The following is a 22,992-nucleotide window of genomic DNA, read 5'->3' as shown; positions in this document are numbered from 1 at the left end:
GTTCATCGTCCCGCTTGATCCCAAGACGATGACGCCTTGAGCAAGCGGTTCAAGTCTCTTTTGGCTTTGGAGGCTCCCGGGACATCCATGTTGGCCGGAAATCGCATCATGAAGTTGCCCATGGGGTCCACCACATAGAGATGGTCTTGCAGCTGCTGCCCTGCTCCCGGGGTGATCCAGCGCGCCACCGTTTCGGCGTCCATCCGAAGCACATGGGCCCCCTGGAGTGCGGCTTGTAACTCAGGTGGAACGGGCGCAGCATCGGTCACCAACCAGACACGGTCCAATCGGTCTTTCTCACGACCCAGAATTTCCCTCAACTGTCTTTGAAAATAAATATTTTGCTGGCAGCGCTCATTGCACGAACCAGAAGCCACGGTCACCAACAACCACTGGCCTTTGAGCGACTGCAAAGCAACATCTTGCGCCTGCTCATTTTTAACCGTGATGCTGGGCATGTCCTTTTGCGGCTGAATCAGTTCACCATACACGCTGCGGCCCTCGGGTCGAAGTACGTAATAGGTGAAATAAGAAGCCAAAACGGGCGAGGCGCAGACCAACATCATGGCGATCATCTTCCAGCGACCGATGCGCGTGCGCTGGGCATCCGCCTGCACCACGTCGCCCGGACTTGGCAAATCATGAATGGTCATGGCCAAGGGGCTTTCAGTGGATTTTTGGGGATCGGCGGGGTTGGACAATTTGGAACCAGACATAAAGTAAAGCGATCAAGGCGCTGAGGCCAAACCATTGAAAAGCGTATCCATGGTGCTTTTCGACACCACTGGCCACCACAGGCCATTCACGCAGCAGTCCTTCCGACGCTGCACCGGACTGCAGCAGTGTGAACTTGGGCAAGTCCAAACCCGTTTCTTGTTTGAATTTTTGCCAATCGAGATTTTGCCGTATCGGCCCTTTCTCCTCGCCACCGAAATCGTAGAGCCTTGACGGCCATGGGGCCAAATTTCCAGCCACCTCCACGCGCTCAGTGGTCTGATCGATGGTCGGCAGGACCGTACGATCCGTGAACGACCGTTGAGCCCAACCACGTTGGACCACGACAGTCAGGCCAGAGTCTTCCAATTTGAGCGGCGTCAAAACAAAAAAACCCGGCTTCGCATTCATTTGCCTGTTTTCCAAGAAGACCGTGTGCTGGTGCTGCCAATGGCCCACCAAGACCATGCGTCGGTGCATCAAATTGTTGGGCACATCAGACGGGTCGACGTCCACTTTCAGGCTTTGACCATTGAGCACCGGCTTTTCGGCCTGCTGGGTTCGGGCCAGTTGCAAAGCCGTTTTTTCAGCCGCACGGCCCAGCTGCCATAAACCCAGCGAACAGGTCAGGCCCACGCTCAGCACAGCCAGTGCCAGCAAGAGCCATCTTTGTCGCCCCGGGGTTTTTTCAGTCATCGGATAATGCCACCATGAAAATATTGGTTGTTGTTGCTTTTGCGGCCATTTTGGCCAGTCTGGTTTGGGCTCTGCTTCACATGATGAGAGGCAGTGTGCCCCCGGAAGACGGTGCTGCGCCACCCAAAAACAAAATGGCCACTGCGCTCGCCCTTCGGGTGGGTTTGTCGATCGTTTTGTTTCTTTGTGTATTGATTTCTTGGAAGATGGGTTGGATTCAACCCACAGGCATTCCACCTGGGCTTTGATTCAATCACCCTGTCTTCAAAACATCTCAATAAAAAAGCGCCCAAGGGCGCTTTTTTAACGATTAAGGCGAGTCTTACATCCAATAAACCAAGATGTACAGGCCCAGCCAAACCACGTCAACAAAGTGCCAATACCAAGCAGCGCCTTCAAAACCGAAATGTCGGTCTTTGGTGAAATGGCCTTTTTGCAAACGCAATGTGATGAACAACAACATCAACATGCCCACAAACACGTGGAAACCATGGAAACCCGTCAGCATGTAAAAGGTTGAACCATAAATACCGGACGATAGTTTGAGGTTCAATTCGCCCCATGCATAAGCGTATTCATAACCCTGAACAAACAAAAACACGAGGCCCAAAACGACCGTCATCCACATGAATTTGATGGTTTTGAGTCGATCTCCGACTTGCAAGGCATGGTGCGCGATGGTCAATGTGACACCGGACGTCAAGAGCAATGCCGTGTTGATCGTGGGCAACCAGAAAGGTCCCATGGTCTTGAACGGCTCCACAATGCCCGCAGGCGAAGTGGTGGCACCCGCTACAACGCTAGGCCAAGCCGCTTTGAAGTCAGGCCAGAGCAAGGCATTTTCCAAGCTGCCCAGTGCTGGGATGGAATGGGACCTGGCCCACCACAAGGCGGTGAAGAAGGCACCAAAGAACATGACCTCTGAAAAAATGAACCAAGTCATACTCCAGCGGAAGGACAAATCGATCTTTCGGCTGTACATGCCGGTTTCGCTTTCGTGCACAGCTTCTGAGAACCACTGGTACAAGACGATCAGCCACCAAGCCATGCCAAAGAACAAGCAATACATGCCCCATTCGGAGCCATTGATCCATTGACCTGCGCCCAAAATGACGAAGAACAAACCGATGGCCGACATCACGGGGTGACGTGATTCGTGTGGGACGTAGTAGTAAGGCGTGCTGCCGTGTGCTGCTGAACTCATGAATACTCCTGCTCTCTCTTCATTCGAAATCTGATAAGGGGGTTACAGCACATGAGGCTGTGCCACCACCCAATTGACCAAGGCGATGAGCCCCAATACAAACAACAAAGCCGCACCGATTCCGACACCGATGATGTGGAAAGGATTGAGCTTCTCTAGATCCTGTTGGTAATCAGAACCTTTTCGTAAACCCACAAAAGACCAAAGCACGGCCTGAACCGTCCTCAACCAGTTTGAGCGCTTCACCGATTTGGCCTCTAGCTCGCTCATGAACCTGACCCTGTTAGGGTGGTCACTGCCTTGGAGGCCAAAGGCGCAGTGGGTGCCACGGGTGTCTTGCCACCCACTTCAAAGAAGGTGTAGGACAACGTGATCGTCGTGACATCCTTGGAAAGTTTCGGATCGATCACGAAAGCCACAGGCCATGCTTTTTTCTCGCCTGCTTCCAAGGTGTACTCGTTGAAGCAAAAACACTCCAGCTTGTTGAAATGGCTAGCGGCTTGCTTGGGGGCGTAACTGGGAATGGCTTGCGCGGCCATCCGGCGGTTTTGGATGTTTTGAAACTCGTACATGACCGTGGTGAGTTCACCCGGATGCACTTGCATCGACCTTTTTTCTGGCTTGAAATCCCAAGGCCCGCGCACATTGGCATCGAACTCAACGGTGATGGTGCGGCTGGTGTCCACTTGGCTGTTGCGCAGGACCTGCGCCGCTTGCGCGGCTTTGGCGTTACCAGGCACCTGCGTCTCAGAGATGGACAAAACGTTGATCCCCGTGATGTCGCATATGGCCTTGTAAATTGGCACCAATGCGTACCCGAAGCAGAACATGCCCGCAGTGACCACCGCCAGCTTGCCGACCATCTTCAGGTTTGCACCACGCAGGTTCATCAAATGTCCTTCAGGTATTGAGCAACAAGATTTTGGCCACGAACCCGGCCAAAACAACGCAGGCCACGGATAACAAGATCAAGCCCAGACGAACATTGCTTTTTCTTTGTTCGGGTGTCATGGCCATGTTGCTCAACCAATCACGCGGGTCGCAGTGGCGTCCAGCTTGGGTGGGTTCTCAAAGGTGTGGAAAGGTGCGGGAGATGGGACTTCCCACTCCAGGCCTTCTGCGGCTTCCCAAGGCTTCTGAGGCGCTTTTTCGCCCTTACCCAGCATGCAAGGCAAGACCACGAACAGGAAGAAATACACCTGAGCGAAACCAAAGAAGAAGGCACCCACCGAAGCAATCATGTTGAAGTCGGTGAACTGCATGGGGTAGTCAGCGTAGCGACGGGGCATGCCGGCCAAACCCAGGAAGTGCATCGGGAAGAAGGTGATGTTGAAGGAGATCAGCGACCACCAGAAGTGGATCTTGCCGCGTGTTTCGTTGTACATCACACCGGTCCACTTGGAAATCCAGTAATAGACACCGGCAAACAGGGCAAACAAAGAACCCGCCACCAAAACATAGTGGAAGTGCGCCACCACGTAATAAGTGTCTTGCAACTGGATGTCGATCGGGGCCATGGCCAAAATCAAACCTGTGAAGCCACCCATGGTGAACACAAAGATGAAGCCCACAGCAAACAACATGGGAGTTTCAAAGGTCATGGAGCCGCGCCACATGGTCGCGATCCAGTTGAAAATCTTCACGGCAGTGGGTACAGCGATCAGCATGGTCGCGTACATGAAGAACAACTGACCTGTGACAGGCATGCCCGTCGTGAACATGTGGTGGGCCCACACGATGAACGACAAGATGGCAATGGAGGAAGTGGCATACACCATGGAGGCATAACCAAACAACTTCTTGCGAGAAAATGCAGGGACGATCTGGCTGATGATGCCGAAAGCCGGCAAGATCATGATGTACACCTCAGGGTGACCAAAGAACCAGAAAATGTGCTGATACATCACTGGATCACCACCGCCTGCGGGGTTGAAGAAGCTGGTACCGAAGTGACGGTCAGTCAAGGTCATGGTGATCGCGCCAGCCAACACAGGCATCACAGCGATCAGCAAATAGGCAGTGATCAACCATGTCCAAGCGAACATGGGCATTTTCATCAAAGTCATGCCAGGCGCACGCATGTTCAAGATGGTGACGATGATGTTGATCGAACCCATGATGGACGAAGCACCCAAGATGTGCATCGCAAAAATCGCTGCATCCATCGAAGGCCCCATTTGCAGGGTCAAGGGCGCATACAAGGTCCATCCGGCGGCAGGTGCACCACCGGGCATGAAGAACGAACCCACCAACATCAATGACGCGGGAATCATCAGCCAGAAGCTGAAGTTGTTCATCCGGGCAAAAGCCATATCGGATGCGCCGATTTGCAGAGGCAGCATCCAGTTTGCAAAGCCCACAAAGGCCGGCATGATCGCGCCGAACACCATGATGATCCCGTGCATGGTGGTGAACTGGTTGAACAACTCAGGGTTCACAATTTGCAGACCAGGCTGGAACAACTCGGCACGGATGCCCAGGGCCAACACGCCGCCGACCATGAGCATGGCAAAGCTGAACAGCAGGTACAAGGTACCAATGTCTTTGTGGTTGGTGGCATACACCCAACGACGCCAGCCAGCTGGCGCGTGACCGTGGTCGTCATGGGCGTGATCGTGATGGTCTAGAACGGCACTCATCTTGATTTCCTTTGATTTGAATACGCTTGGGCTTATTTGCGAGCGGCCAGGACGTCGGCTGGCTGCACGATTTGCCCCGTCTTGTTGGACCAGTTGTTTTTGGTGTAAGAGATCACAGCAGCGATATCGGTATCAGACAACTGCTTCCAAGCTGGCATCGCACCATTGCCTGCACCATTGAGCAAAACAGCAATCTGTTTGGACTTGTCGGCATCCAGAACAATGGCTGAACCGTCAAGCGCCTTGATCGAACCAGCCACTTTTCCGGAGGCTTGGTGGCAAGCGATACAGTTGGATGCATAGACTTTCTCACCGCGCTTGGTCAAATCTTCGAGAGCCCAAACTTTGCTAGGGTCATCTGCTTTGGCGAGTTGTTTCTTTTTCTCAGTGGCCACCCAAGCTGTGTAATCTTCCGCAGACAAAACCTTGACATGGATGGGCATGTAGGCATGCTCTTTTCCACACAGTTCTTGGCATTGGCCGTAAAAATCACCTGTTTTTTCAGCACGGAACCATGTGTCGCGCACAAAACCCGGGATGGCATCTTGTTTGATGCCAAAGGCAGGCACCGCAAATGCGTGGATCACATCATTGGCCGTGGTGATCACGCGAACTTTTTGGCCCACAGGAACCACCAAGGGGTTATCTACTTTGAGCAGGTAATTATCACCTGCAGGCTTGCCAGCATCGGACATGGCACGGTGAGATGAATCAAGCGTAGAAATGTAGCTCAGACCTTCGCCTTGTCCATTGATGTAGTCGTAACCCCATTTCCACTGGTATCCAGTGACCTTGACGGTCAAATCGGCATTGGTGGTGTCTTTTTGAGCCACCAAAACCTTGGTGGCCGGCAAGGCCATCAAGATCACGATGACGAAGGGAACAGCGGTCCAAACCACCTCGACCGTGATGGATTCGGTGAAAGTGGCTGGTTTGTGACCCACCGACTTGCGGTGCTTCCATATGGAATAGAACATGACCGCAAAAACGGCGATGAAAATGACCGTGCAAAGGATCAGCATGAACCAATGCAGCCACTGCTGCTCTTCGGCAATTTTGGTTACTGCGGGATGCAAATTGAGCTGATTGACCGCGGGGCCACCCGGCAAGTCGTTGACAGCTTGGGCTGCGGTTGCAACCCATGCACCTGCAAAAATGCCCGCGCGTGATAGCAGCGAAGCCAATTGGTTGGAAATATTCTTCATGGTTCTCACTAACTTCCAAGACACTGTTGAATTCAAACTCTAGAAAAACTGTTACAGATTCAAATGGCCACAAGGCATCACGCTGAACGCAATGCCTTTCTGATTTCTCGCGCCAGCACTTGCCGCAGTTCGGGGCGCACAAAACGCCCCACCTCAATCGAACGACCTTGACCCGACAACTCGATCAAGCTCAAGTCTCCGGATTTAGGCTCAACCCTCACCCATTGACGCTCAAACTCTGCCCTTTCGAGGCGACCTGCTGTTTCCAGCTCCACCACCAAATTGGCACCTTGAAGCGAAATCATTTCACCGTCCGCCGCATGGCGGGCATAAGCCAAAAAAGCCAAGCCCACGACAGCTACTTCCAAGCCAGCAAAAGCCAACACAAGGGTGGCACCTTGCAACCAAAAAAACACCCCAATACCCAAAGAAACAGCGCACAAGAGCATGTACACCCAGCCCAATTGGACTGGCGTAAAGGAACAATTGCGTTTGAGCCGCCAATGGATAGAGGGACCAGAGACTTGAGCAAACTGGTAAGCCTGATTTGACATCTGTCAACTTTCAATAAACTAACACGCAATCAAGCAATCACTGCGATCAATTCCGGCCGGATTTTACCTGAGATCAATGCCGCTTTTGACAAAACTCAAAGTTTGTCCGGCATACCCCCAGACGAACGCAGCATATGTCGCATTTGGTCCAGTCCGATTTCTGTTTTCGGTCCCAATTTGAGCCTGGGCTGGGGTTTAAGAGCATGGCCATACACGATTTCAAAGCTCAAAGAAAGACGGCCATCATGTTCTGGATGGGCCAGAGCCATCAAGGCACTCAGCAAGGCTGTCTTCCAGGTGCGCCCTCGCAAACCTGCAAAACGATTGACATGCAAATTGCGCCCGAGTTCGCGCAAATCGGTCAAAAGGCCCTCTGGCGAGGCATAGGTCAAGGTGATCCGCTCCATGTCCATGACCGGTTCGGCAAATCCAGCCTGCACCAACATGTCACCCCAATCGTGCATGTCGGTGAACTCATGCGCCGGTTGGGGCCAACCGGCACGTTCATAGACTTGGCGCAGCTCGCGCACTGTATCGGGACCGAAGCACGAAAACATCAAAAATCCATTCACAGACAAAGCTTGATGCCACGCTCGCAGCAAGGCTTCTGGTTCGGGGTGTCCGTGAAGTTGCATGTTGGCCCACAGCATGTCGGCCGATGACTCTGAGGGCAAGCCAAGCTGCTGCTTTTGCTCACGCCAAGCCAGCACCTGCCACCAATGACGCGCCATCAAGGAACGTGCTGCCAGGGCATTTTCAACTTGTTCACAGACCAACCATGCCCGCGCATTGGGGTAACGCTGCACCAAGGCCCTGTGCGCAGCCACGCCTCCGTTCAAAGGCTCCCAATGAACCCATTGTTTGGGCTGAAGGGTGATGAAATCCAAACGCTCTTGCATGCGGGAGGCCACTTCCTCATGCAACCAAGGCGAGGTCAAGGAGGGCGCAGGCCTGCCCAGCCACTTGGCTGCTGCGACTGGGTCCATGGACGGGGGTCTGGAAACTGGAGACATCGAAGATTGAAATGAATGACGCGCGTTTACTGGCTTTTTTGCACACCCAGCCGAATCGGATGAGACTGCCTTGCTCATGGACTTTGGCTTGAGTATATTGACACGATGTGGCCTCTCTTACCCAAGCTGATGTCTTTTGCGCCCAGTGCCAGCGGTCCAGCGGGGTTTTGGCGCTGGTTACCCAGCCGCTGCGCCATTTGTCAAGACTGGCCTCATGCGCCTTTGTGTGAAGCTTGCATCAGCCGCTTTGCCCAACCCCAAAACCGTTGTCATGGATGCGCATTGCCATGGGCGAATGCTGGACGGCGCTGTCCAGACTGCCTGGCAGAACCACCCCCACTCGATATGTGCCTGGCCGCTGTGACCTACGATTGGCCCTGGGTTGACTTGATTGCAAGATTCAAGTTTCAACAACAGGCCGGTTGGTCCAATGCCTTGGCCACCTTGATGATGAGCACCCCATTGGCAGATGATGTGCTGGACAACGCGGATCTGGTGCTGCCGATTCCACTTTCACCACAAAGACTGGCCTTCCGGGGCTATAACCAATCATGGGAGCTGGCCCAGCAACTGAGCCCTGGCAAAGCAGATGTTCAATTGCTGCTGCGCACCCGCGACACCCCCTCACAGCGGCTGTTGCCCCGCCATCAGCGACTCGCCAATTTGGTGGGCGCATTCGCTGTGGAGCCATTGAGGGCTGCGCAACTCAGAGGAAAACGGGTGGTGCTGGTGGACGATGTGATGACCAGTGGTGCCTCTTTGCATTCAGCAGCTCGCGTGCTGCGCCAAGCGGGAGCGGCCCACATCAGCGCTTTGGTCTTGGCCAGAACCGAATCCTTGGCTTCCGAATGACATTTCGCAAGCCGAACAAGACAGCAAGGCACAATGTGCGCCATGTTTCATATTGTCTTGGTTGAACCTGAAATCCCGCCGAACACCGGCAACGTCATCCGACTGGCCGCCAACACCGGGTGTACTTTGCACTTGGTGGAACCCTTGGGGTTTTCGATGGATGACAAACACATGCGGCGCGCTGGACTCGATTACCACGAGTATGCCGACTTGCGTCGCCACGCAGATTGGGATGCTTTTATGGCCCAAGAGCGCCCCACACCAGAGCGCATGTTTGCCCTGACCACCAAAGGCAGTCGAGCCGCTTTCGGCGTGCACTTCGAACCCGGTGATTGGCTGATTTTTGGCTCAGAGACGCGTGGTTTGTCACCCGAATTACGAGAGAAGTTTGCACCCAGTCAGCGCATCAAACTGCCCATGCTTGAAGGCCAGCGCAGTCTGAACCTGTCCAACGCGGTGGCTGTGACTGTGTTCGAAGCTTGGCGGCAAAACGGCTTCGGTGCGGTGCCCACCTCGCAAGGACAGCCTGCTCAGGCGTAAATGCGCACCAAAGACTCGGCTGCACAAACAGGTTTGTCGCTGCCTTCGCGCTCCACCGTGACGTTCCACTGCAACTGAAGGCCACCGCCTTCAATGGGCGTGGCCGAATGCAGATGCAAATGCGCACGCAATCGACTGCCCACGGGCACCGGTGCCATAAAGCGCACTTTGTTCAAGCCGTAATTCACGCCCATTTTCTTGCTGCTGACATGGATGGTCTTGTCAAAAAACTGGGACAACAAGGACAGCGTCAAAAAACCATGCGCAATAGGCGCCCCAAAAGGCCCCTGTTTGGCCCGCTCCACGTCAACGTGGATCCACTGGGGATCCCCCGTGGCCTCGGCAAACTGGTTGATCTGATGCTGGGTGATTTCCACCCACTCGGTCGCAGCCACGTCTTGACCTACACAAGCGGCCAACTCGGCCAAATTTGCAAATGTTCTCATGTCGATCACTTTATGGGGCTTTCAGCCGCAAGGGTGTCGATGACGTGACAGGCCAAATTTGTCCCATTTCACAAGCTGTCCTCGGCCTTCACGCGCTGCTTTTGCATTGCTTTCAATTCAGTCCTCAAACGAGACAGCTCAGAACGGTAGTTTTCCGCATCGCCGTAATCGACAAAGCCTTGGTAATGCGGATGGGCCTGCAGGATCCGGTTCGCATGCTTGATGGGACACCAATATTGCTCGGTCAAACCGAAGACTTCTCGACAGTAGGCGATCAAACCATTGCCGTAAGCGCAATAAGCACAATTGATTTTTTCAAGCCCATTCAGATAAGCAAGGTGTGAGCGATCAAACGCCCAAAAGTCTGACCTTTGAACTCTGGGAATTCCGCACAGGGGAAAACACACCCACTGATAAACTGAAACGAATGCATCCAACAGAAGCATCGGCACCAGCACGGGATAAATGAAGGGCACGCACAAGACATGCCGCCACTCTGCCGTCAACACGTACGCCAATAAACCCGCCTTGAAGCGCCTTTGTTGGGCCAACACCTCTTTATCGAAGCGCAGCTTGTGCTCATCAAAATGGGCTTGCCATTGCTGGCTGCGAATCTTGGCTTCTTGCTCAATGCCCCGTTCAATCAGCTCAATACGGTCTAGAAACTCTTGTATCTGTGGTGTCATGGCGACTCCCTGAACGGCCAAAAAGCACCTTCAGCTTAACAGGCGCGTAAAATTAAATCTCAAAAAATTGCCCACCCTTGTCCATCCCTACACCACCTTCTTTGCCCCGGCACATTGCCATCATCATGGATGGCAACCGTCGCTGGGCAAAAAACCGTTTCATGCCAGCGGGGCTTGGCCATGCAGCAGGCGCTCAAAGGGTTCGCGATATCGTCAAGGCATGCGCCGAAATGGGCATCCCGCACTTGAGTCTTTTTGCTTTCAGCACAGAAAACTGGAAGCGCCCCCCCGAAGAGATCACTGGGCTGATGGGCTTGTTCAGGACTTATCTTCAAAGAGAGATTCGGGACATGAACGCCAATGGTGTTCGCCTCAAAGTACTGGGCGATAAGCAGCGATTCTCAGAATCTTTACAAAAATTGATCGCAGATGCAGAGCAGCAAACAGCCCACAACCTGGGCATCACGCTCTATATTTGTGCCAACTATGGCGGTCGCTGGGACATGCTGCAAGCTGTACAAGCTTGGCAAAAAAATAATTCCAATTTGAGTTTGGACTCATTGACTGAGGCCTCGTTGGCCCCTTATCTGTCCACTGCCGATGCACCCGAAGTCGATTTATTGATTCGAACGGGCGGCGAATCTCGGGTCAGTAATTTCCTGTTGTGGCAAGCTGCCTATGCTGAACTATTTTTTTGCGAAGAGCTGTGGCCTGACTTTACCGGCGAAACATTGAATCAGGCGCTGGTTTGGTTTGCAGGCAGAGACCGTCGTTTTGGCTCATCAGCGCCCATCTGATCCAAGCGAGAACATCTTTTGGGGTTTTCATGCATTCAAAGACCTCAAAAAGAAACCCCGTCATCACGGGGTTTCAATTCAGGTTTCAATAAGCAACTGGACAAACCAGTGGGTATATTAAAGTACCATTGTTTGAGTTTAGGCAATAACGAAAGGGGCGCGGTCACGGCCTTCGATCCACTTAGGCGCTTTGCCACGACCAGTCCAGGTTTGTCCGGTTGCGGGATCGCGGTATTTGGCAGCAACCTTGCTGACAGCTTTGCTTGCACCGCCTTTGCTGGCACGACCAGGGAAAATGTCTTGCACCGTGAGTCCAAATTCAGCCACCAATTCACGCACTTTGGCTACGGCCGCAGAAATTTCATTTTGGCGCGCCTGCGAAATAGCCAATTCGAGTGCTTCGCGCTGTTGCAAAAGTTCTTTGTAAGACTGTGTCATGCTGATTTCCCTAAGTAAATAAAAAAACATAATGTAACTCAAAATCGATGGTCATGCAGTACGCGATCATCGATTCATTGATTGCATGTATTTTTATATCCAAAAACAGTCCACTCGATTTCATCCGGAATCAAAACCTCTCCATACTTCTAATACAAGATACAAATGGCCTGTTATTGGATCGGTGATATTCAAGGCTGCGACCAGCCATTCGGACACTTGCTGGAGAAAATTGATTTTTCTCCCAGTCGAGATCAATTGGTCATCTTGGGCGATTTGATCAACCGCGGCCCAGATTCAGTGGCCGTTCTCAGACGTCTGATGGCTTTGGATGGCAGCGTGCACTGCGTGCTGGGCAACCATGATTTGCATGGTTTGGCTGTGGCCAATGGCTTGCGTCAGGCCGGACGTACGGACACCTTGAACGCCTTGCTGCAAGCCCCAGACAAATCCGAATTGATTCAATGGCTTCGGCAGCAAGCCCTGGCCCTGTGGTCTCACGGCGTGCTGTCGGTCCATGCTGGCGTATTGCCCACCTGGACAGTGACGCAAACCCTGTCCTTGGCTGCCGAACTCGAATCGGTTTTGCGAGGGCCGGATTGGCTTGATTTTTTGCGCCTGATGTACGGCAACACCCCTTCGGCCTGGCAAGACAACTTGCAAGGAATTGACCGATGGCGCGTGGTGGTGAACGCCTTGACCCGTTTGCGGTTTTGCACGCCCTCTGGCGAGATGGAGTTCGACACCAAAGAGTCTGCAGGACAGGCACCTGCCGGTCATGTGCCTTGGTTTGAGGTTCCTGGTCGCCGTACAGCGGGCACGACCGTGGCTTTCGGGCATTGGTCGACCCTCTCGCAGCCCCCACGCACCGATGTTTGGGCACTGGACTCAGGCTGTGTGTGGGGAGGCTGCCTCAGTGCCATGCGTCTGAACACCGATGGCAGCCATGAAAGACTGAAAGTACCTTGCCCGCAAGCACAAAAGCCCGGGTAAATCACTGGCGGCGCAAATCCACCACCCGCTTGGCTTTGCCCTGACTGCGCTCAATGCCACCTTCGGATTTGAGCTCTATCCCCACGCTGGTGCCAATGAAAACCTTGATGTCATGTTGCAGCTGCTTGGCGGCGGCTCGCGCCTCTGTGCTGTCGGGTGACACGCCGGGCTTGGTCTCCACCCGCACACTCAAATCGTCCATCGGACCTGAACGGGTGAGCACGCATTGGTAATGCGGGGCCAGTTCGGCGCGCTTCAAGATCAACTCTTCGATCTGGCTGGGGAACACATTCACGCCCCGAATGATCATCATATCGTCGCTGCGCCCTGTGATCTTTTCCATGCGGCGCATGCTCCGCGCCGTGCCCGGCAACAATCGGGTCAGATCGCGGGTGCGGTAGCGGATGATGGGCAAGGCTTCCTTGGTGAGGCTCGTGAACACCAGCTCGCCCATTTCGCCGTCAGCCACCGGCTCACCGGTGTCAGGGTGAATGATCTCAGGGTAGAAATGGTCTTCCCAGATGGTCGGGCCGTCTTTGGTTTCGATGCACTCGCTGGCCACGCCCGGGCCCATCACTTCAGACAGGCCGTAAATGTCGACCGCGTCGATGGCCATGCGTTTTTCGATGGCAGCGCGCATGTCGTTGGTCCAAGGCTCAGCGCCAAAGATGCCGATGCGCAGAGAGCTGCTTTGAGGGTCGATGCCTTGGCGCTCAAACTCATCGGCAATCGCCAGCATGTAGCTGGGCGTGACCATGATGATGTTGGATTGGAAATCCTGAATGAGCTGTACTTGGCGCTCGGTCTGGCCGCCGCCAAAAGGCACCACAGTCAGACCCAATTTTTCTGCCCCATAGTGCGCACCCATGCCGCCGGTGAAGAGGCCGTAACCATAGCTCACGTGCACCATGTCACCCGGTTTGGCACCACCTGCCCGGATGCTGCGGGCCACCACGGTAGACCAGGTATCGATGTCTTTGAGCGTGTAGCCGACCACCGTGGGCTTACCGGTGGTGCCACTCGATGCGTGAATGCGAGCGCATTGTTCACGCGGAACAGCGAACATGCCAAAGGGGTAGCTGTCACGCAGATCTGACTTGGTGGTGAAGGGAAATTTGGCGATGTCAGCCAGTGTTTTGCAATCGTCCGGGTGCACGCCTGCGGCATCGAACTTGGCGCGGTAGACCGGCGAGTTGGCATAAGCGTGCTGCAGCGTTTGCTGCAAGCGTTTGAGCTGCAGACTGCGCAGTTCGTCGATGCTGGCCTTTTCGATGGGTTCGAGGGAGAAGGCTTTTTGGCTCATGAAAACTCCATTGGATCGGCTGGGGGTCAAGGCTCAAATCTGCCCCGATGTTGTTGACTCTGGCACCACGGTGCCCGCAATTTGTGCGCTTTTGCCACGGAACATGGCAACCACTTCGCCATGTTGGTTGGTGACCTTCATGTCGTAGATGCCGTGGCGTCCGCTCAGGGTCTGCTCAATGCCTTCGCAGGTCAGCACATCGCCCAACTTGCCTGGTTTCAAAAATTCAATGCTGCAACCCGCTGCCACAGCATTCTTGTTGTAGCTGTTGCAGGCAAAGGCAAATGTCGAATCGGCCAAAGTGAAGATGAAGCCGCCATGGCAAATTTGATGACCATTCAGGTGCAAGGCTTTGACCGTCATGCGCATCAGGGCTCGGCCCGGCTCGCAAACCAGCAGTTCCATGCCCATGGTGTCTTTGGACGCCACATCGACTGCAAACATGGTGTCGCCCACTTGGCGTGCAATGGTTGTCGGATCGCTCATCATTCGCCTTTGAATTGCGGTACGCGCTTTTGCAGGAAGGCGTTCACCCCTTCCATGTAGTCGTGCGTTTTGCCCAGGGCCGATTGCGTGTCACGCTCCACATTCAGGTGCGCATCCAGCGAGCGGGTGCCCGCGTCGCGCAGCAGGTGGCGTGTAGCGACCAAGGCCTTGGTCGGCATCACAGCCAGCTTGTCGGCCAAAGCCAAGGCGGCGGCCACGCAGTCGTCGGCCACCTCCCAAATCAAGCCCCACTCCTTGGCCTTGTCTGCCATGAGTTTGTCGCCGGTCATGGCCAGTGCCATGGCGCGCGGCAGGCCCAGGCGCTCCACCAGCAGCCAGCTGCCACCCGCATCCGGGATCAAGCCGATTTTGCTGAAGGCCTGCACAAAGCTGGCGGTTGGCGTGGCAATCGCGATGTCGCAAGCCATGGCCACCGAAGCACCTGCGCCAGCAGCCACGCCATTGACCGCACAGATGACGGGCATGCGCAGCGTCTGCAAGCGGCGCGTGGTGGGATTGAAGGCATCCTGGATCACTGGACCGGGGTCTGCCCTCTCCGACAATCCGGGGCCGGGCGTGAAATCGAGTTCTGACAAATCGAGACCGGCACAAAAGCCTCGACCCGCACCGGTCAAAACCAAGGCACGAACAGCAGGGTTGGCCTCGGCCTGATCGAAGGCGCGCCACAAGGATTGATGCATTTCACGGGTAAAACTGTTGAGGGCCTGCGGGCGGTTGAGCGTGACGAGGGCTACAGCGCCTCGCACTTCATAAAGCACCGATGCGGTGATGTCGGTCATGTTGGGTCTCCTGAGTGGTGGAATGTACCATTAACCGACCGCACGGTTGGTGAATGTTTTCCCTATCAAATCATCCACCCAATATGCCACCTGACGGACGCCATGGGATCACCCACGCATGGGCAAGAAAGGCGACAGCCAAGCCTGAACGGGCATGGTTATAGTTGAACCATCACCCACACCCCTTGTTGGAGAATCCCTTGAGCTACGAAAACATCGAAGTCCGCGTCGAAGGCGGCCAAGTTGGCATCATCACCCTGAACCGCCCCAAGGCCCTGAATGCACTGAATGGCGCCTTGATGGACGAGCTGGGACTGGCCCTCAAAGCCTTCGACGCCGATGAGGCCATTGGCTGCATGGTCATCACCGGCAGCGAAAAAGCCTTTGCCGCAGGCGCTGACATCTCGGCCATGGCCAAGTTCAACTTCCATGAGGTCTACAAAAACGACTTCATCACCCGCAACTGGGAAACCATACGCAGCATCCGCAAGCCCGTGATCGCGGCCGTCAGCGGCTTTGCCTTGGGGGGCGGCTGTGAGTTGGCGATGATGTGCGACTTCATCATCGCTGCCGACAACGCCAAGTTCGGCCAACCCGAGATCAAAATCGGCATCATCCCTGGCGCTGGCGGCACGCAGCGGCTGCCGCGCGCCATGGGCAAGTCCAAAGCCATGGACTTGGTCCTCACAGGGCGCATGATGGACGCCGCCGAGGCCGAACGCGGTGGCTTGGTCAGCCGCGTGGTGCCACTGGACAAACTGATGGACGAAACCCTGGGCGCGGCCTTGATGATTTGCGGCTACGGCCAACTGGCGACCATGGCGGCCAAGGAGAGCGTGAACCGCGCCTTTGAAAGTGGCCTCACAGATGGCGTGATGTTCGAGCGCCGGATCTTCCACGGCTTGTTTGCCACCGCCGACCAAAAAGAAGGCATGGACGCGTTTTTGAACAAGCGCGCCCCCAAGTTCATCAACGGTTGATCGGCCCTGTGCTGACCGGCAAACAGCCGCTTGCGGTCAGCCGGGTGTTGTCAACAACTCGGGTTGCCAGACGAGACGCTCGGGCGCGCTGAAGCACAAGAAGCGCTTGTTGGTGGCGCGGCCGATGGCGCACAGGCCCAGGCGCTGGGCCACGTCCAGGCCCATTTGCGTGATGCCGCTGCGCGAGACAACCACGGGCACGCCCATCTGGGCCGACTTGATGACCATCTCGCTGGTCAAGCGACCGGTGGTGTAGAAGACCTTGTCCTGGGCATTCACGTCATGCATCCACATCCAGCCGGCAATGGTGTCCACCGCGTTGTGTCGACCCACGTCTTCGACGAACATGAGCATCTGCTCACCCTGAAACAAGGCGCAGCCATGCACCGAGCCGGATGATTTGTAGGTGGTTTCCTGCAAGCGGATGGCGTTGACCAAACCATAGAGCTGGCTTTGGGTGATTTGCGCGGGGGGCAATTCGATCTCGTCAATGTGGGTCATTAAATCGCCAAACACGCTGCCTTGGCCGCAGCCCGTGGTCACCACGCGCTCGGCACTGCGCTCGATCACCACCTGGGCATTGGCGCGGGTTTTGACAGCGGCCACGCCTGGCTCTCCCACTTCGCCTTCACCAATTGTCCAGTCCACGGTGATCGATTCGATCTGGTCCACCGAGTCGATCAGGCGCTGATTGCGCAAAAAACCCAGCACCAGCCACTCGGGCTCGGCCCCCAGGGTCATCAAAGTCACCAGCTCTTTTTTATCCAGGTAAATCGTCAGCGCTCGCTCAGCTGGGATTTGCGTCTCGGAGATTTCACCGAATTCGTTGGTCACGGGCACGCTGCGGGTCAGGGGTGCACGCGCGCGGGTGATGTGGGGCTTGAGCGGGGCCGATGCGGCCACGGGGGCGTTCAGAACAACAGACATGGCTTGAGCCTAACGTAAAAATCCCCCGCCGTTGCCGACGGGGGATTTTGCAGTGGGGTGCAAAAAGGATCAGCCTTTTTTGGCAGGTGCAGCCGCGGGCTTGGCAGCTGCTGGCGCGGCTGCGGGGGGTGCAGCGGCAGGGGCTGCAGCCGTGGTTTCTGCGGGCTTGTAGGCACCTGGGTCCACACAAGCGGGCGTGGCCGTTGGAGCAGCCTTGCCTTTGCCATTGGTTTTGTAATAGTGCGCTGCCACTTTTTCACGTGATTTGCACAACTGGAAGTCGGCCACTTTGTTGCCGTGTGCGGTCTTGGCCGCAGCTTCGGCCGCTTTGGCCTTGGCTTCATCACTCAGGGGAGGCAATTTGGCTGCAGCGCCGAAGCTGATGGCCAATGCAGACATGACAAGCAGGTATTTTTTCATGAGAGTTCTCCAGACTCAAGCCGAAGCTGTGGAAGTGTTCGAGGCAGCGGAGGTGTTCGAGGTCGCAGAGCGGTGGACAGGAATCTTGCCTGCCTTGACATCGTCGTACCACAACTCATGGTGCTCTTTGGCCCACGTTTCATCCACATAACCCGTGCGCATGGCTTTGTAAGCCCCGCGCATGCCCAATGTGCCCATGTAGATATGCCCAATGAACATCGCCATCATGAACAAGCTGGCCACACCGTGGATCATGTTGGCGATCTGCATGGTGGCCCGCTCATAGATCAGGCCTGGGATGAGCATGTTCAACACCAAGCCAGAGGCCACGACGATGGCACCCAAGAACAAAACACCGGCCCAGAACAGCACTTTTTCACCGGCATTGAACCGGTGTGAAGGCACCTCGGTGCCAGAAAACAAACCGCCGCCTTTGAGGATCCACGCCATGTCGTCTTTGCTGGGCATGTTGTCTTTGACGAAGGTGATGAACACAATCACCAAAGACACCGCGAACAAGGGTCCTGCAAAGTTGTGAACGTTTTTCAAGGCAAAGGAGAGCCAACCGAACAGGGTGTCGCCTATGATCGGCAGCAAGAAATATTTGCCGTAAGCGATGACGATGCCCGAAATGGCCAAAGCACAAAAGGCGATCGCGTTGGCCCAATGCGCGGATCGCTCAAAAGGGGTGAAGCGCTCGATTTTTCGGCCCGTTTCTTGGCCGTGCAATTCGATCGTGCCTTTGCTGAAATAAAACAAAGCCATCGCACCGACCGCGATCAACAACAAGGCAGCCCCATAAGGGATGATGATGTTGTTGCGCACCTGACGCCAGGACTCGCCGGCCGAAGACAAACGGGAACCTGGGTACTGCACGAAGGGCTGGATCAAATTGCCGGCCTCAGGCGCTTGGCTTTTGGGCAAGCTGGTGAAACCCGTCACGCCCTGACCCACTGCACGCCAAACAGGCGCGTTGTTGCCGGGCTGAACCTCCGCCCTTTGGGCATTGGTTTGGTCTTTGTACTTGGGATCGGCATCCGCGCTGGGAGCGATCTGAAAGATATTGGCACTCTTGACACCCAGGCTGTTGGGGGCCGGAGCGGCAGGGCTTGCAGGCGCAGCGGCAGGGACCGGCGTTTGGGCGGAAACACCCCACGCGGCCAAGGCCAGCCCGACAGTCAATAAGAAGCGACGCATGAACTTCTCCTTGTCACTCACTTGGAGGTACGGGAATGGTCGTTTTGGCCGTAATGTGCACGGGCTTTGAGGTGATTGGACCAACCAGCCTGGTCACCGGCTTTCCAACCCGGATCGGTGTAAACCGCCACCCCAGTGCCGGCCACCGCGGGTTTGTCAGAACCAACCCCAGCTTTGTCTTGGCGCGTTTCGCCACAAGCCGCCAGGAAAAACAAGCTGCTCAAAATGATGGCTGCTTTCATGCTCATGCTCCCTTGGCTTGGTTACCGTAAGCCGTTCCCCAGCCCCAGACTTCTGCGCCTTTGCCGCGTTGAACCACACGGCCACGCAAAATGTCGGCCACCACATCACCGTCACCCGCAAGCAGCGCCTTGGTGGAACACATTTCCGCGCAGGCCGGCAATTTGCCTTCAGCCAGACGGTTGCGACCGTATTTGTCGAACTCGGCTTGGCTGCCATGCGCTTCAGGACCACCCGCACAGAATGTGCACTTGTCCATCTTGCCGCGCAGACCAAAGGTGCCACTGGATGGGAACTGGGGCGCACCAAACGGACAAGCATAAGAGCAGTAGCCGCAGCCAATGCAAATGTCCTTGTCATGCAACACAACGCCTTCGTCGGTTTTGTAGAAGCAGTTGACAGGGCACACCGCCATGCAGGGCGCATCTGAGCAGTGCATGCACGCCACCGAGATGGATTTTTCGCCGGGTACACCGTCGTTCAAGGTCACCACACGTCGGCGGTTCACACCCCATGGGACTTCGTGTTCGTTTTTGCAAGCGGTCACGCAACCGTTGCACTCGATGCAACGCTCTGCGTCGCAAATAAATTTCATTCGTGCCATCGTGTTCTCCTGGAGCGCTTAGGCTTTTTCGATGTTGCAGATGGTGGTCTTGGACTCTTGCATCATGGTGACGCTGTCATAACCATAGGTCGTGGCCGTATTGACCGCCTCACCGCGCACAATCGGCGCTGCCCCTTTGGGGTAGTGCGGCAGCATGTCAACACCTTGCCAACGGCCAGAGAAGTGGAAGGGCAAAAACACGGTATCGGGCGCGACACGCTCGGTCACCATGGCTTGCACATTGATGCGCGCACCCGTGGGTGAGGTCACCCATGCACGCTCGCCGTTGCGGATGCCGCGGTCTGCGGCAGATTTGGGGTGGATCTCCACAAACATCTCTTGTTGCAATTCCGCCAACCAAGGGTTGGAGCGGGTTTCTTCGCCACCGCCCTCGTACTCGACCAATCGACCCGAAGTCATGATGAGTGGGAACTTCTCATGCAACTTGTCGGCGATGTTTTTGTCTTGCACCGTCTTGTACAAGGTGGGCAAACGCCAGAAAGCTTTGCGGTCGTCGTGCGTAGGGTACTTGGCCATCAGGTCTGGACGCGTGCCGTACAAAGGCTCGCGGTGCTGCGGAATCGGGTCTGGGAAATTCCAAACCACCGCACGCGCCTTGGCATTGCCGAAAGGATGGCAACCATGGCCTTTCATGAACACGCGGATCATGCCGCCCGATGAATCGGTCTTCCAGTTCTTGCCTTCGGCCTTGGCTTTTTCAGCCTCGGTCAGCTCATCCCACCAACCCAATTTCTTGAGCAAGATGTGGTCGAGTTCAGGGTAACCGGTGGTGATGTCGGCGCCCAAGGAATGGGAGCCGTCTTCGGCCAAAAGGCTCTTGCCGTCGCGCTCAACGCCGAAGTTGGCGCGGAAGTTACCGCCACCGTCCATGACGTGCTTGGAGGTGTCGTACAGATTAGGAGAGCCAGGGTGCTTGAGTTCAGGCGTGCCGTAGCAAGGCCAAGGCAAACCGAAATAGTCGCCGGTGAAGTCGTACCCGGTTTCTTTGTCTTTGCCGCCTTTGGCCTTGAGGGTCTTCACATCGAACACATTCATGTTCTTCATGTGGGCCTTCAAACGCTCGGGGCTTTGACCGGTGTAGCCAATGGTCCACACGCACTTGTTGATTTCGCGCAGGATGTCCTCAGGCACGGGCTCGTCCATGCCGCCGACTTTTTGCATCTTGTAGTTCTTGACCAACTCGGCACCAAAGCCCAGTTTTTGCGCCAATTGGTACATGATCATGTGGTCAGAACGGCTCTCCCACAAAGGCTCAATAACTTTTTCACGCCACTGGATGGAGCGGTTGGACGCGGTGCAAGAACCCGAGGTTTCAAACTGCGTGCAAGCAGGCAGCAGATACACCGCACGGTTGGGGTTCAGGTCTTCGGCCTTGCCGGGCATGGCCGCCATCGACGCAGTGGCCGAGGGGTAGGGGTCCACCACCACCAACAGATCGAGCTTGTCCATGGCACGCTTCATGTCCAAACCGCGGGTTTGCGAGTTGGGGGCATGGCCCCAATAGAACACACCGCGCAGGTTGCTGTCTTGGTCGATCAGCTCGTTGTTCTCCAGCACACCGTCGATCCAGCGCGACACCGTGATGCCGTTTTTGCCCATCATGCCAGGCGCATACTGCTTCTTGATCCACTCGAAATCCACGCCCCAGGCGTTGGCAAAGTGCTTCCAAGAGCCTTCTGACAAACCGTAGTAACCGGGCAAGGAATCGGGGTTGGGGCCCACGTCGGTCGCGCCTTGCACGTTGTCGTGGCCGCGGAAGATGTTGGTGCCGCCGCCGGTCTTGCCCACATTGCCCAAGGCCAGTTGCAAGAGGCAAGAGGCGCGGACGATGGCGTTGCCGATCGTGTGTTGGGTCTGGCCCATACACCAGACAATGGTGCCAGGGTTGTTCTCGTGCAGCATTTTGGCAATCTTGAAGACTTGGTCTTCTTTGACGCCACAAGCTTCTTCGACTTTGTCAGGTGTCCATTTGGCCATGACTTCGGTCTTGATCGCATCCATGCCAAAGACACGGTCGTTGATGTATTTTTTGTCTTCCCAGCCGTTCTTGAAGATGTGGTACATCAATCCGAACAGGAAAGGAATGTCGGTGCCCGAGCGGATGCGCACGTACTCATCGGCCTTGGCTGCTGTGCGTGTGAAACGGGGGTCGACCACAATCATCTTGCAGCCGTTTTCCTTGGCATGCAGCATGTGCAACATGGACACCGGGTGGGCTTCAGCAGCATTCGAGCCAATGTACATGGCGACCTTGCTGTTTTGCATGTCGTTGTACGAATTGGTCATCGCCCCGTAGCCCCAAGTATTGGCCACACCCGCCACCGTGGTCGAATGGCAAATACGCGCTTGGTGGTCACAGTTGTTGGTGCCCCAGAAGCTGACAAACTTGCGCAGCAAATAGGCTTGTTCGTTGTTGCTCTTGGACGAGCCGACCACATAAATGCTGTCCGGGCCACTGGCCTTGCGCAACTCCAGCATCTTGGCGCTGATCTCGGTCAGGGCTGTGTCCCAGCTGATGCGTTCGTACTTGCCCTTCACCAGTTTCATGGGGTAGCGCAAGCGGTACTCACCATGGCCATGCTCGCGCAAAGCGGCACCTTTGGCGCAATGGGCACCCAGATTGATGGGGGAATCAAACACCGGCTCTTGGCGAACCCAAACCCCGTTTTCAACCACTGCATCGACAGCGCAGCCTACGGAGCAGTGGGTGCAAATGGTGCGTTTGACTTCGACCTTGCCGGCACCCACGATGGATGTTCCCTTGCCGGCATGGGCCTTTTGCACCAGCGTGAGCTGCGATGCAGCCAAACCGACACCCACACCCAAGCCCGAGCGGCGCAGAAAACTGCGGCGATCCAGGGTAGGCAAGGCCTGCGACAAACCACGGCGCAGGCTGTGGATGAACGGAGAAGAAACAGCACCCGAGGTGCCAGATTGTTTTTTGGTCAGCAACATGGAGGGCTCCAGTTGGGGATGAACAGGAAAGAGAGACGAAGAATCAGACGCGGGTGGTCTTGTAGTACTGCTGAACGTGCTCGCTCAGGGTGTAACCACCGCCACGGGTGGGCTTGGGGGTGGCAGGCGCCGAAGGCGCCACATGGCTGACCACACCGGGCAAAACGGCGGTGGCTGCGGCCACAGCACCCACGGTGGCTGCGCCCGAGAACAGGGATCGACGTGAAAGGTTTGAAGTTTTGGAAGACATCGAGCACTCCGGAAAATGGAAAAGTCAGGGCA

General features: G+C 55.6%; 29 protein-coding genes. 6 read left to right on the top strand and 23 right to left on the bottom strand.

Annotated features, from left to right (window positions below; all coding sequences use genetic code 11):
• Positions 1-2 precede the first annotated feature (2 nt).
• Entirely contained in the window at positions 3-716 is a 714-nt protein-coding gene (locus ABWQ00_RS04540) for a redox-active disulfide-containing membrane protein (RefSeq protein WP_353237487.1), read from the bottom strand.
• A complete protein-coding gene (locus tag ABWQ00_RS04535; protein WP_353237486.1) occupies positions 667-1,410 on the bottom strand; it encodes an SURF1 family protein in 744 nt (247 codons plus the stop codon). The genes ABWQ00_RS04540 and ABWQ00_RS04535 overlap by 50 nt, the downstream gene beginning before the upstream one ends.
• Before the next feature lie 14 nt (positions 1,411-1,424).
• On the opposite strand from ABWQ00_RS04535, the gene ABWQ00_RS04530 reads away from it, so the two are divergent.
• Positions 1,425-1,658 carry a twin transmembrane helix small protein gene (locus ABWQ00_RS04530; RefSeq protein WP_353237485.1) on the top strand — a complete coding sequence of 78 codons (234 nt, stop codon included), beginning with the start codon at positions 1,425-1,427 and terminating at the stop codon, positions 1,656-1,658.
• A 74-nt stretch (positions 1,659-1,732) separates the two neighbouring features.
• On the opposite strand, the gene ABWQ00_RS04525 is transcribed toward ABWQ00_RS04530, so the two are convergent.
• From ABWQ00_RS04525 to ABWQ00_RS04490, 8 genes are all read right to left on the bottom strand, one after another.
• Complete coding sequence (locus tag ABWQ00_RS04525) at positions 1,733-2,614, bottom strand: cytochrome c oxidase subunit 3 (RefSeq protein ID WP_353237484.1); 882 nt, start codon at positions 2,612-2,614, stop codon at positions 1,733-1,735.
• A gap of 42 nt (positions 2,615-2,656) precedes the next feature.
• Entirely contained in the window at positions 2,657-2,884 is a 228-nt protein-coding gene (locus tag ABWQ00_RS04520; RefSeq protein WP_353237483.1) for a DUF2970 domain-containing protein, read from the bottom strand.
• On the bottom strand, positions 2,881-3,504 hold the full coding sequence (locus ABWQ00_RS04515; protein ID WP_353237482.1) for a cytochrome c oxidase assembly protein: 624 nt from the start codon (positions 3,502-3,504) through the stop codon (positions 2,881-2,883). Before ABWQ00_RS04515 ends, ABWQ00_RS04520 begins: the two co-directional genes overlap by 4 nt.
• 10 nt (positions 3,505-3,514) lie before the next feature.
• Positions 3,515-3,625, bottom strand: coding sequence for a cytochrome oxidase small assembly protein (locus ABWQ00_RS04510; protein WP_238147388.1), 111 nt, complete (start codon positions 3,623-3,625; stop codon positions 3,515-3,517).
• Positions 3,626-3,636: 11 nt separating this feature from the next.
• The gene (gene ctaD / locus ABWQ00_RS04505) at positions 3,637-5,253 is read right to left on the bottom strand and encodes a cytochrome c oxidase subunit I (protein WP_353237481.1); all 1,617 of its coding nucleotides are present in this window, start codon (positions 5,251-5,253) and stop codon (positions 3,637-3,639) included.
• A 32-nt stretch (positions 5,254-5,285) separates the two neighbouring features.
• The gene (gene coxB, locus ABWQ00_RS04500) at positions 5,286-6,458 is read right to left on the bottom strand and encodes a cytochrome c oxidase subunit II (protein WP_353237480.1); all 1,173 of its coding nucleotides are present in this window, start codon (positions 6,456-6,458) and stop codon (positions 5,286-5,288) included.
• Positions 6,459-6,535: 77 nt separating this feature from the next.
• Positions 6,536-7,012: a DUF2244 domain-containing protein gene (locus ABWQ00_RS04495; RefSeq protein ID WP_353237479.1), complete on the bottom strand. Its 477-nt coding sequence runs from the start codon at positions 7,010-7,012 to the stop codon at positions 6,536-6,538.
• A 95-nt stretch (positions 7,013-7,107) separates the two neighbouring features.
• Entirely contained in the window at positions 7,108-7,998 is an 891-nt protein-coding gene (locus ABWQ00_RS04490; RefSeq protein WP_502908071.1) for a biotin synthase, read from the bottom strand.
• A 414-nt stretch (positions 7,999-8,412) separates the two neighbouring features.
• Here ABWQ00_RS04490 and ABWQ00_RS16320 point away from each other — a divergent pair, with 414 nt between their 5' ends.
• Together ABWQ00_RS16320 and trmL are read left to right on the top strand one after the other, a co-directional pair.
• Positions 8,413-8,877 (top strand): ComF family protein, encoded by a 465-nt coding sequence (locus ABWQ00_RS16320; protein WP_502908070.1) that lies wholly within the window; start codon positions 8,413-8,415, stop codon positions 8,875-8,877.
• Between the two features lie 42 nt (positions 8,878-8,919).
• Entirely contained in the window at positions 8,920-9,417 is a 498-nt protein-coding gene (trmL, locus tag ABWQ00_RS04480) for a tRNA (uridine(34)/cytosine(34)/5-carboxymethylaminomethyluridine(34)-2'-O)-methyltransferase TrmL (RefSeq protein WP_353237477.1), read from the top strand.
• Here the strand turns inward: trmL and ABWQ00_RS04475 are convergent.
• Positions 9,408-9,863 (bottom strand): MaoC family dehydratase, encoded by a 456-nt coding sequence (locus tag ABWQ00_RS04475; RefSeq protein ID WP_353237476.1) that lies wholly within the window; start codon positions 9,861-9,863, stop codon positions 9,408-9,410. The two genes, trmL and ABWQ00_RS04475, sit on opposite strands and share 10 nt — an antisense overlap.
• Before the next feature lie 68 nt (positions 9,864-9,931).
• Positions 9,932-10,570 (bottom strand): hypothetical protein, encoded by a 639-nt coding sequence (locus tag ABWQ00_RS04470; RefSeq protein WP_353237475.1) that lies wholly within the window; start codon positions 10,568-10,570, stop codon positions 9,932-9,934.
• Positions 10,571-10,626: 56 nt separating this feature from the next.
• Between ABWQ00_RS04470 and uppS the strand changes: the two genes are divergently transcribed.
• Complete coding sequence (gene uppS, locus ABWQ00_RS04465; RefSeq protein WP_353237474.1) at positions 10,627-11,346, top strand: polyprenyl diphosphate synthase; 720 nt, start codon at positions 10,627-10,629, stop codon at positions 11,344-11,346.
• Positions 11,347-11,484: 138 nt separating this feature from the next.
• Here the strand turns inward: uppS and ABWQ00_RS04460 are convergent, their stop codons facing one another.
• Positions 11,485-11,784 (bottom strand): H-NS histone family protein, encoded by a 300-nt coding sequence (locus tag ABWQ00_RS04460; RefSeq protein WP_353237545.1) that lies wholly within the window; start codon positions 11,782-11,784, stop codon positions 11,485-11,487.
• Between the two features lie 165 nt (positions 11,785-11,949).
• On the opposite strand from ABWQ00_RS04460, the gene ABWQ00_RS04455 reads away from it, so the two are divergent.
• Positions 11,950-12,777, top strand: coding sequence for a symmetrical bis(5'-nucleosyl)-tetraphosphatase (locus tag ABWQ00_RS04455; protein WP_353237473.1), 828 nt, complete (start codon positions 11,950-11,952; stop codon positions 12,775-12,777).
• A gap of 1 nt (position 12,778) precedes the next feature.
• Here the strand turns inward: ABWQ00_RS04455 and paaK are convergent, their stop codons facing one another.
• From paaK to ABWQ00_RS04440, 3 genes are read right to left on the bottom strand one after another with little or no spacing between them, the layout of a single operon-like run.
• Positions 12,779-14,080 carry a phenylacetate--CoA ligase PaaK gene (gene paaK, locus ABWQ00_RS04450; RefSeq protein WP_353237472.1) on the bottom strand — a complete coding sequence of 434 codons (1,302 nt, stop codon included), beginning with the start codon at positions 14,078-14,080 and terminating at the stop codon, positions 12,779-12,781.
• 33 nt (positions 14,081-14,113) lie between these two features.
• Positions 14,114-14,566 (bottom strand): hydroxyphenylacetyl-CoA thioesterase PaaI, encoded by a 453-nt coding sequence (paaI, locus tag ABWQ00_RS04445; RefSeq protein WP_502908069.1) that lies wholly within the window; start codon positions 14,564-14,566, stop codon positions 14,114-14,116.
• Positions 14,566-15,366, bottom strand: a complete 801-nt coding sequence (locus ABWQ00_RS04440) for an enoyl-CoA hydratase-related protein (RefSeq protein ID WP_353237470.1) — start codon at positions 15,364-15,366, stop codon at positions 14,566-14,568. Before ABWQ00_RS04440 ends, paaI begins: the two co-directional genes overlap by 1 nt.
• Positions 15,367-15,566: 200 nt before the next feature.
• Between ABWQ00_RS04440 and ABWQ00_RS04435 the strand changes: the two genes are divergently transcribed.
• Positions 15,567-16,346, top strand: a complete 780-nt coding sequence (locus tag ABWQ00_RS04435; RefSeq protein WP_353237469.1) for an enoyl-CoA hydratase — start codon at positions 15,567-15,569, stop codon at positions 16,344-16,346.
• A gap of 36 nt (positions 16,347-16,382) precedes the next feature.
• Here ABWQ00_RS04435 and ABWQ00_RS04430 read toward each other — a convergent pair whose 3' ends face one another.
• The 7 genes from ABWQ00_RS04430 to ABWQ00_RS04400 all read right to left on the bottom strand — a co-directional run bounded on the left by ABWQ00_RS04430 (position 16,383) and on the right by ABWQ00_RS04400 (position 22,960).
• Positions 16,383-17,273, bottom strand: a complete 891-nt coding sequence (locus ABWQ00_RS04430) for a formate dehydrogenase accessory sulfurtransferase FdhD (RefSeq protein ID WP_353237468.1) — start codon at positions 17,271-17,273, stop codon at positions 16,383-16,385.
• 69 nt (positions 17,274-17,342) lie between these two features.
• Entirely contained in the window at positions 17,343-17,693 is a 351-nt protein-coding gene (locus ABWQ00_RS04425) for a hypothetical protein (protein WP_353237467.1), read from the bottom strand.
• Between the two features lie 15 nt (positions 17,694-17,708).
• Complete coding sequence (locus ABWQ00_RS04420) at positions 17,709-18,890, bottom strand: formate dehydrogenase subunit gamma (RefSeq protein WP_353237466.1); 1,182 nt, start codon at positions 18,888-18,890, stop codon at positions 17,709-17,711.
• 17 nt (positions 18,891-18,907) lie between these two features.
• Positions 18,908-19,132 (bottom strand): hypothetical protein, encoded by a 225-nt coding sequence (locus ABWQ00_RS04415; protein WP_353237465.1) that lies wholly within the window; start codon positions 19,130-19,132, stop codon positions 18,908-18,910.
• 2 nt (positions 19,133-19,134) lie between these two features.
• Positions 19,135-19,734 (bottom strand): formate dehydrogenase FDH3 subunit beta, encoded by a 600-nt coding sequence (gene fdh3B, locus ABWQ00_RS04410; protein ID WP_353237464.1) that lies wholly within the window; start codon positions 19,732-19,734, stop codon positions 19,135-19,137.
• A gap of 18 nt (positions 19,735-19,752) precedes the next feature.
• On the bottom strand, positions 19,753-22,710 hold the full coding sequence (locus ABWQ00_RS04405; RefSeq protein WP_353237463.1) for a formate dehydrogenase subunit alpha: 2,958 nt from the start codon (positions 22,708-22,710) through the stop codon (positions 19,753-19,755).
• A 43-nt stretch (positions 22,711-22,753) separates the two neighbouring features.
• Positions 22,754-22,960, bottom strand: a complete 207-nt coding sequence (locus ABWQ00_RS04400; RefSeq protein ID WP_353237462.1) for a formate dehydrogenase — start codon at positions 22,958-22,960, stop codon at positions 22,754-22,756.
• Positions 22,961-22,992: the final 32 nt, after the last annotated feature.

Origin of the sequence: Limnohabitans sp. (assembly GCF_040400975.1) — a bacterium.
In the GTDB taxonomy this organism is placed as follows: Bacteria; Pseudomonadota; Gammaproteobacteria; order Burkholderiales; family Burkholderiaceae_C; genus Limnohabitans_A.
This window is presented reverse-complemented; position numbering and strand designations above follow the sequence as displayed.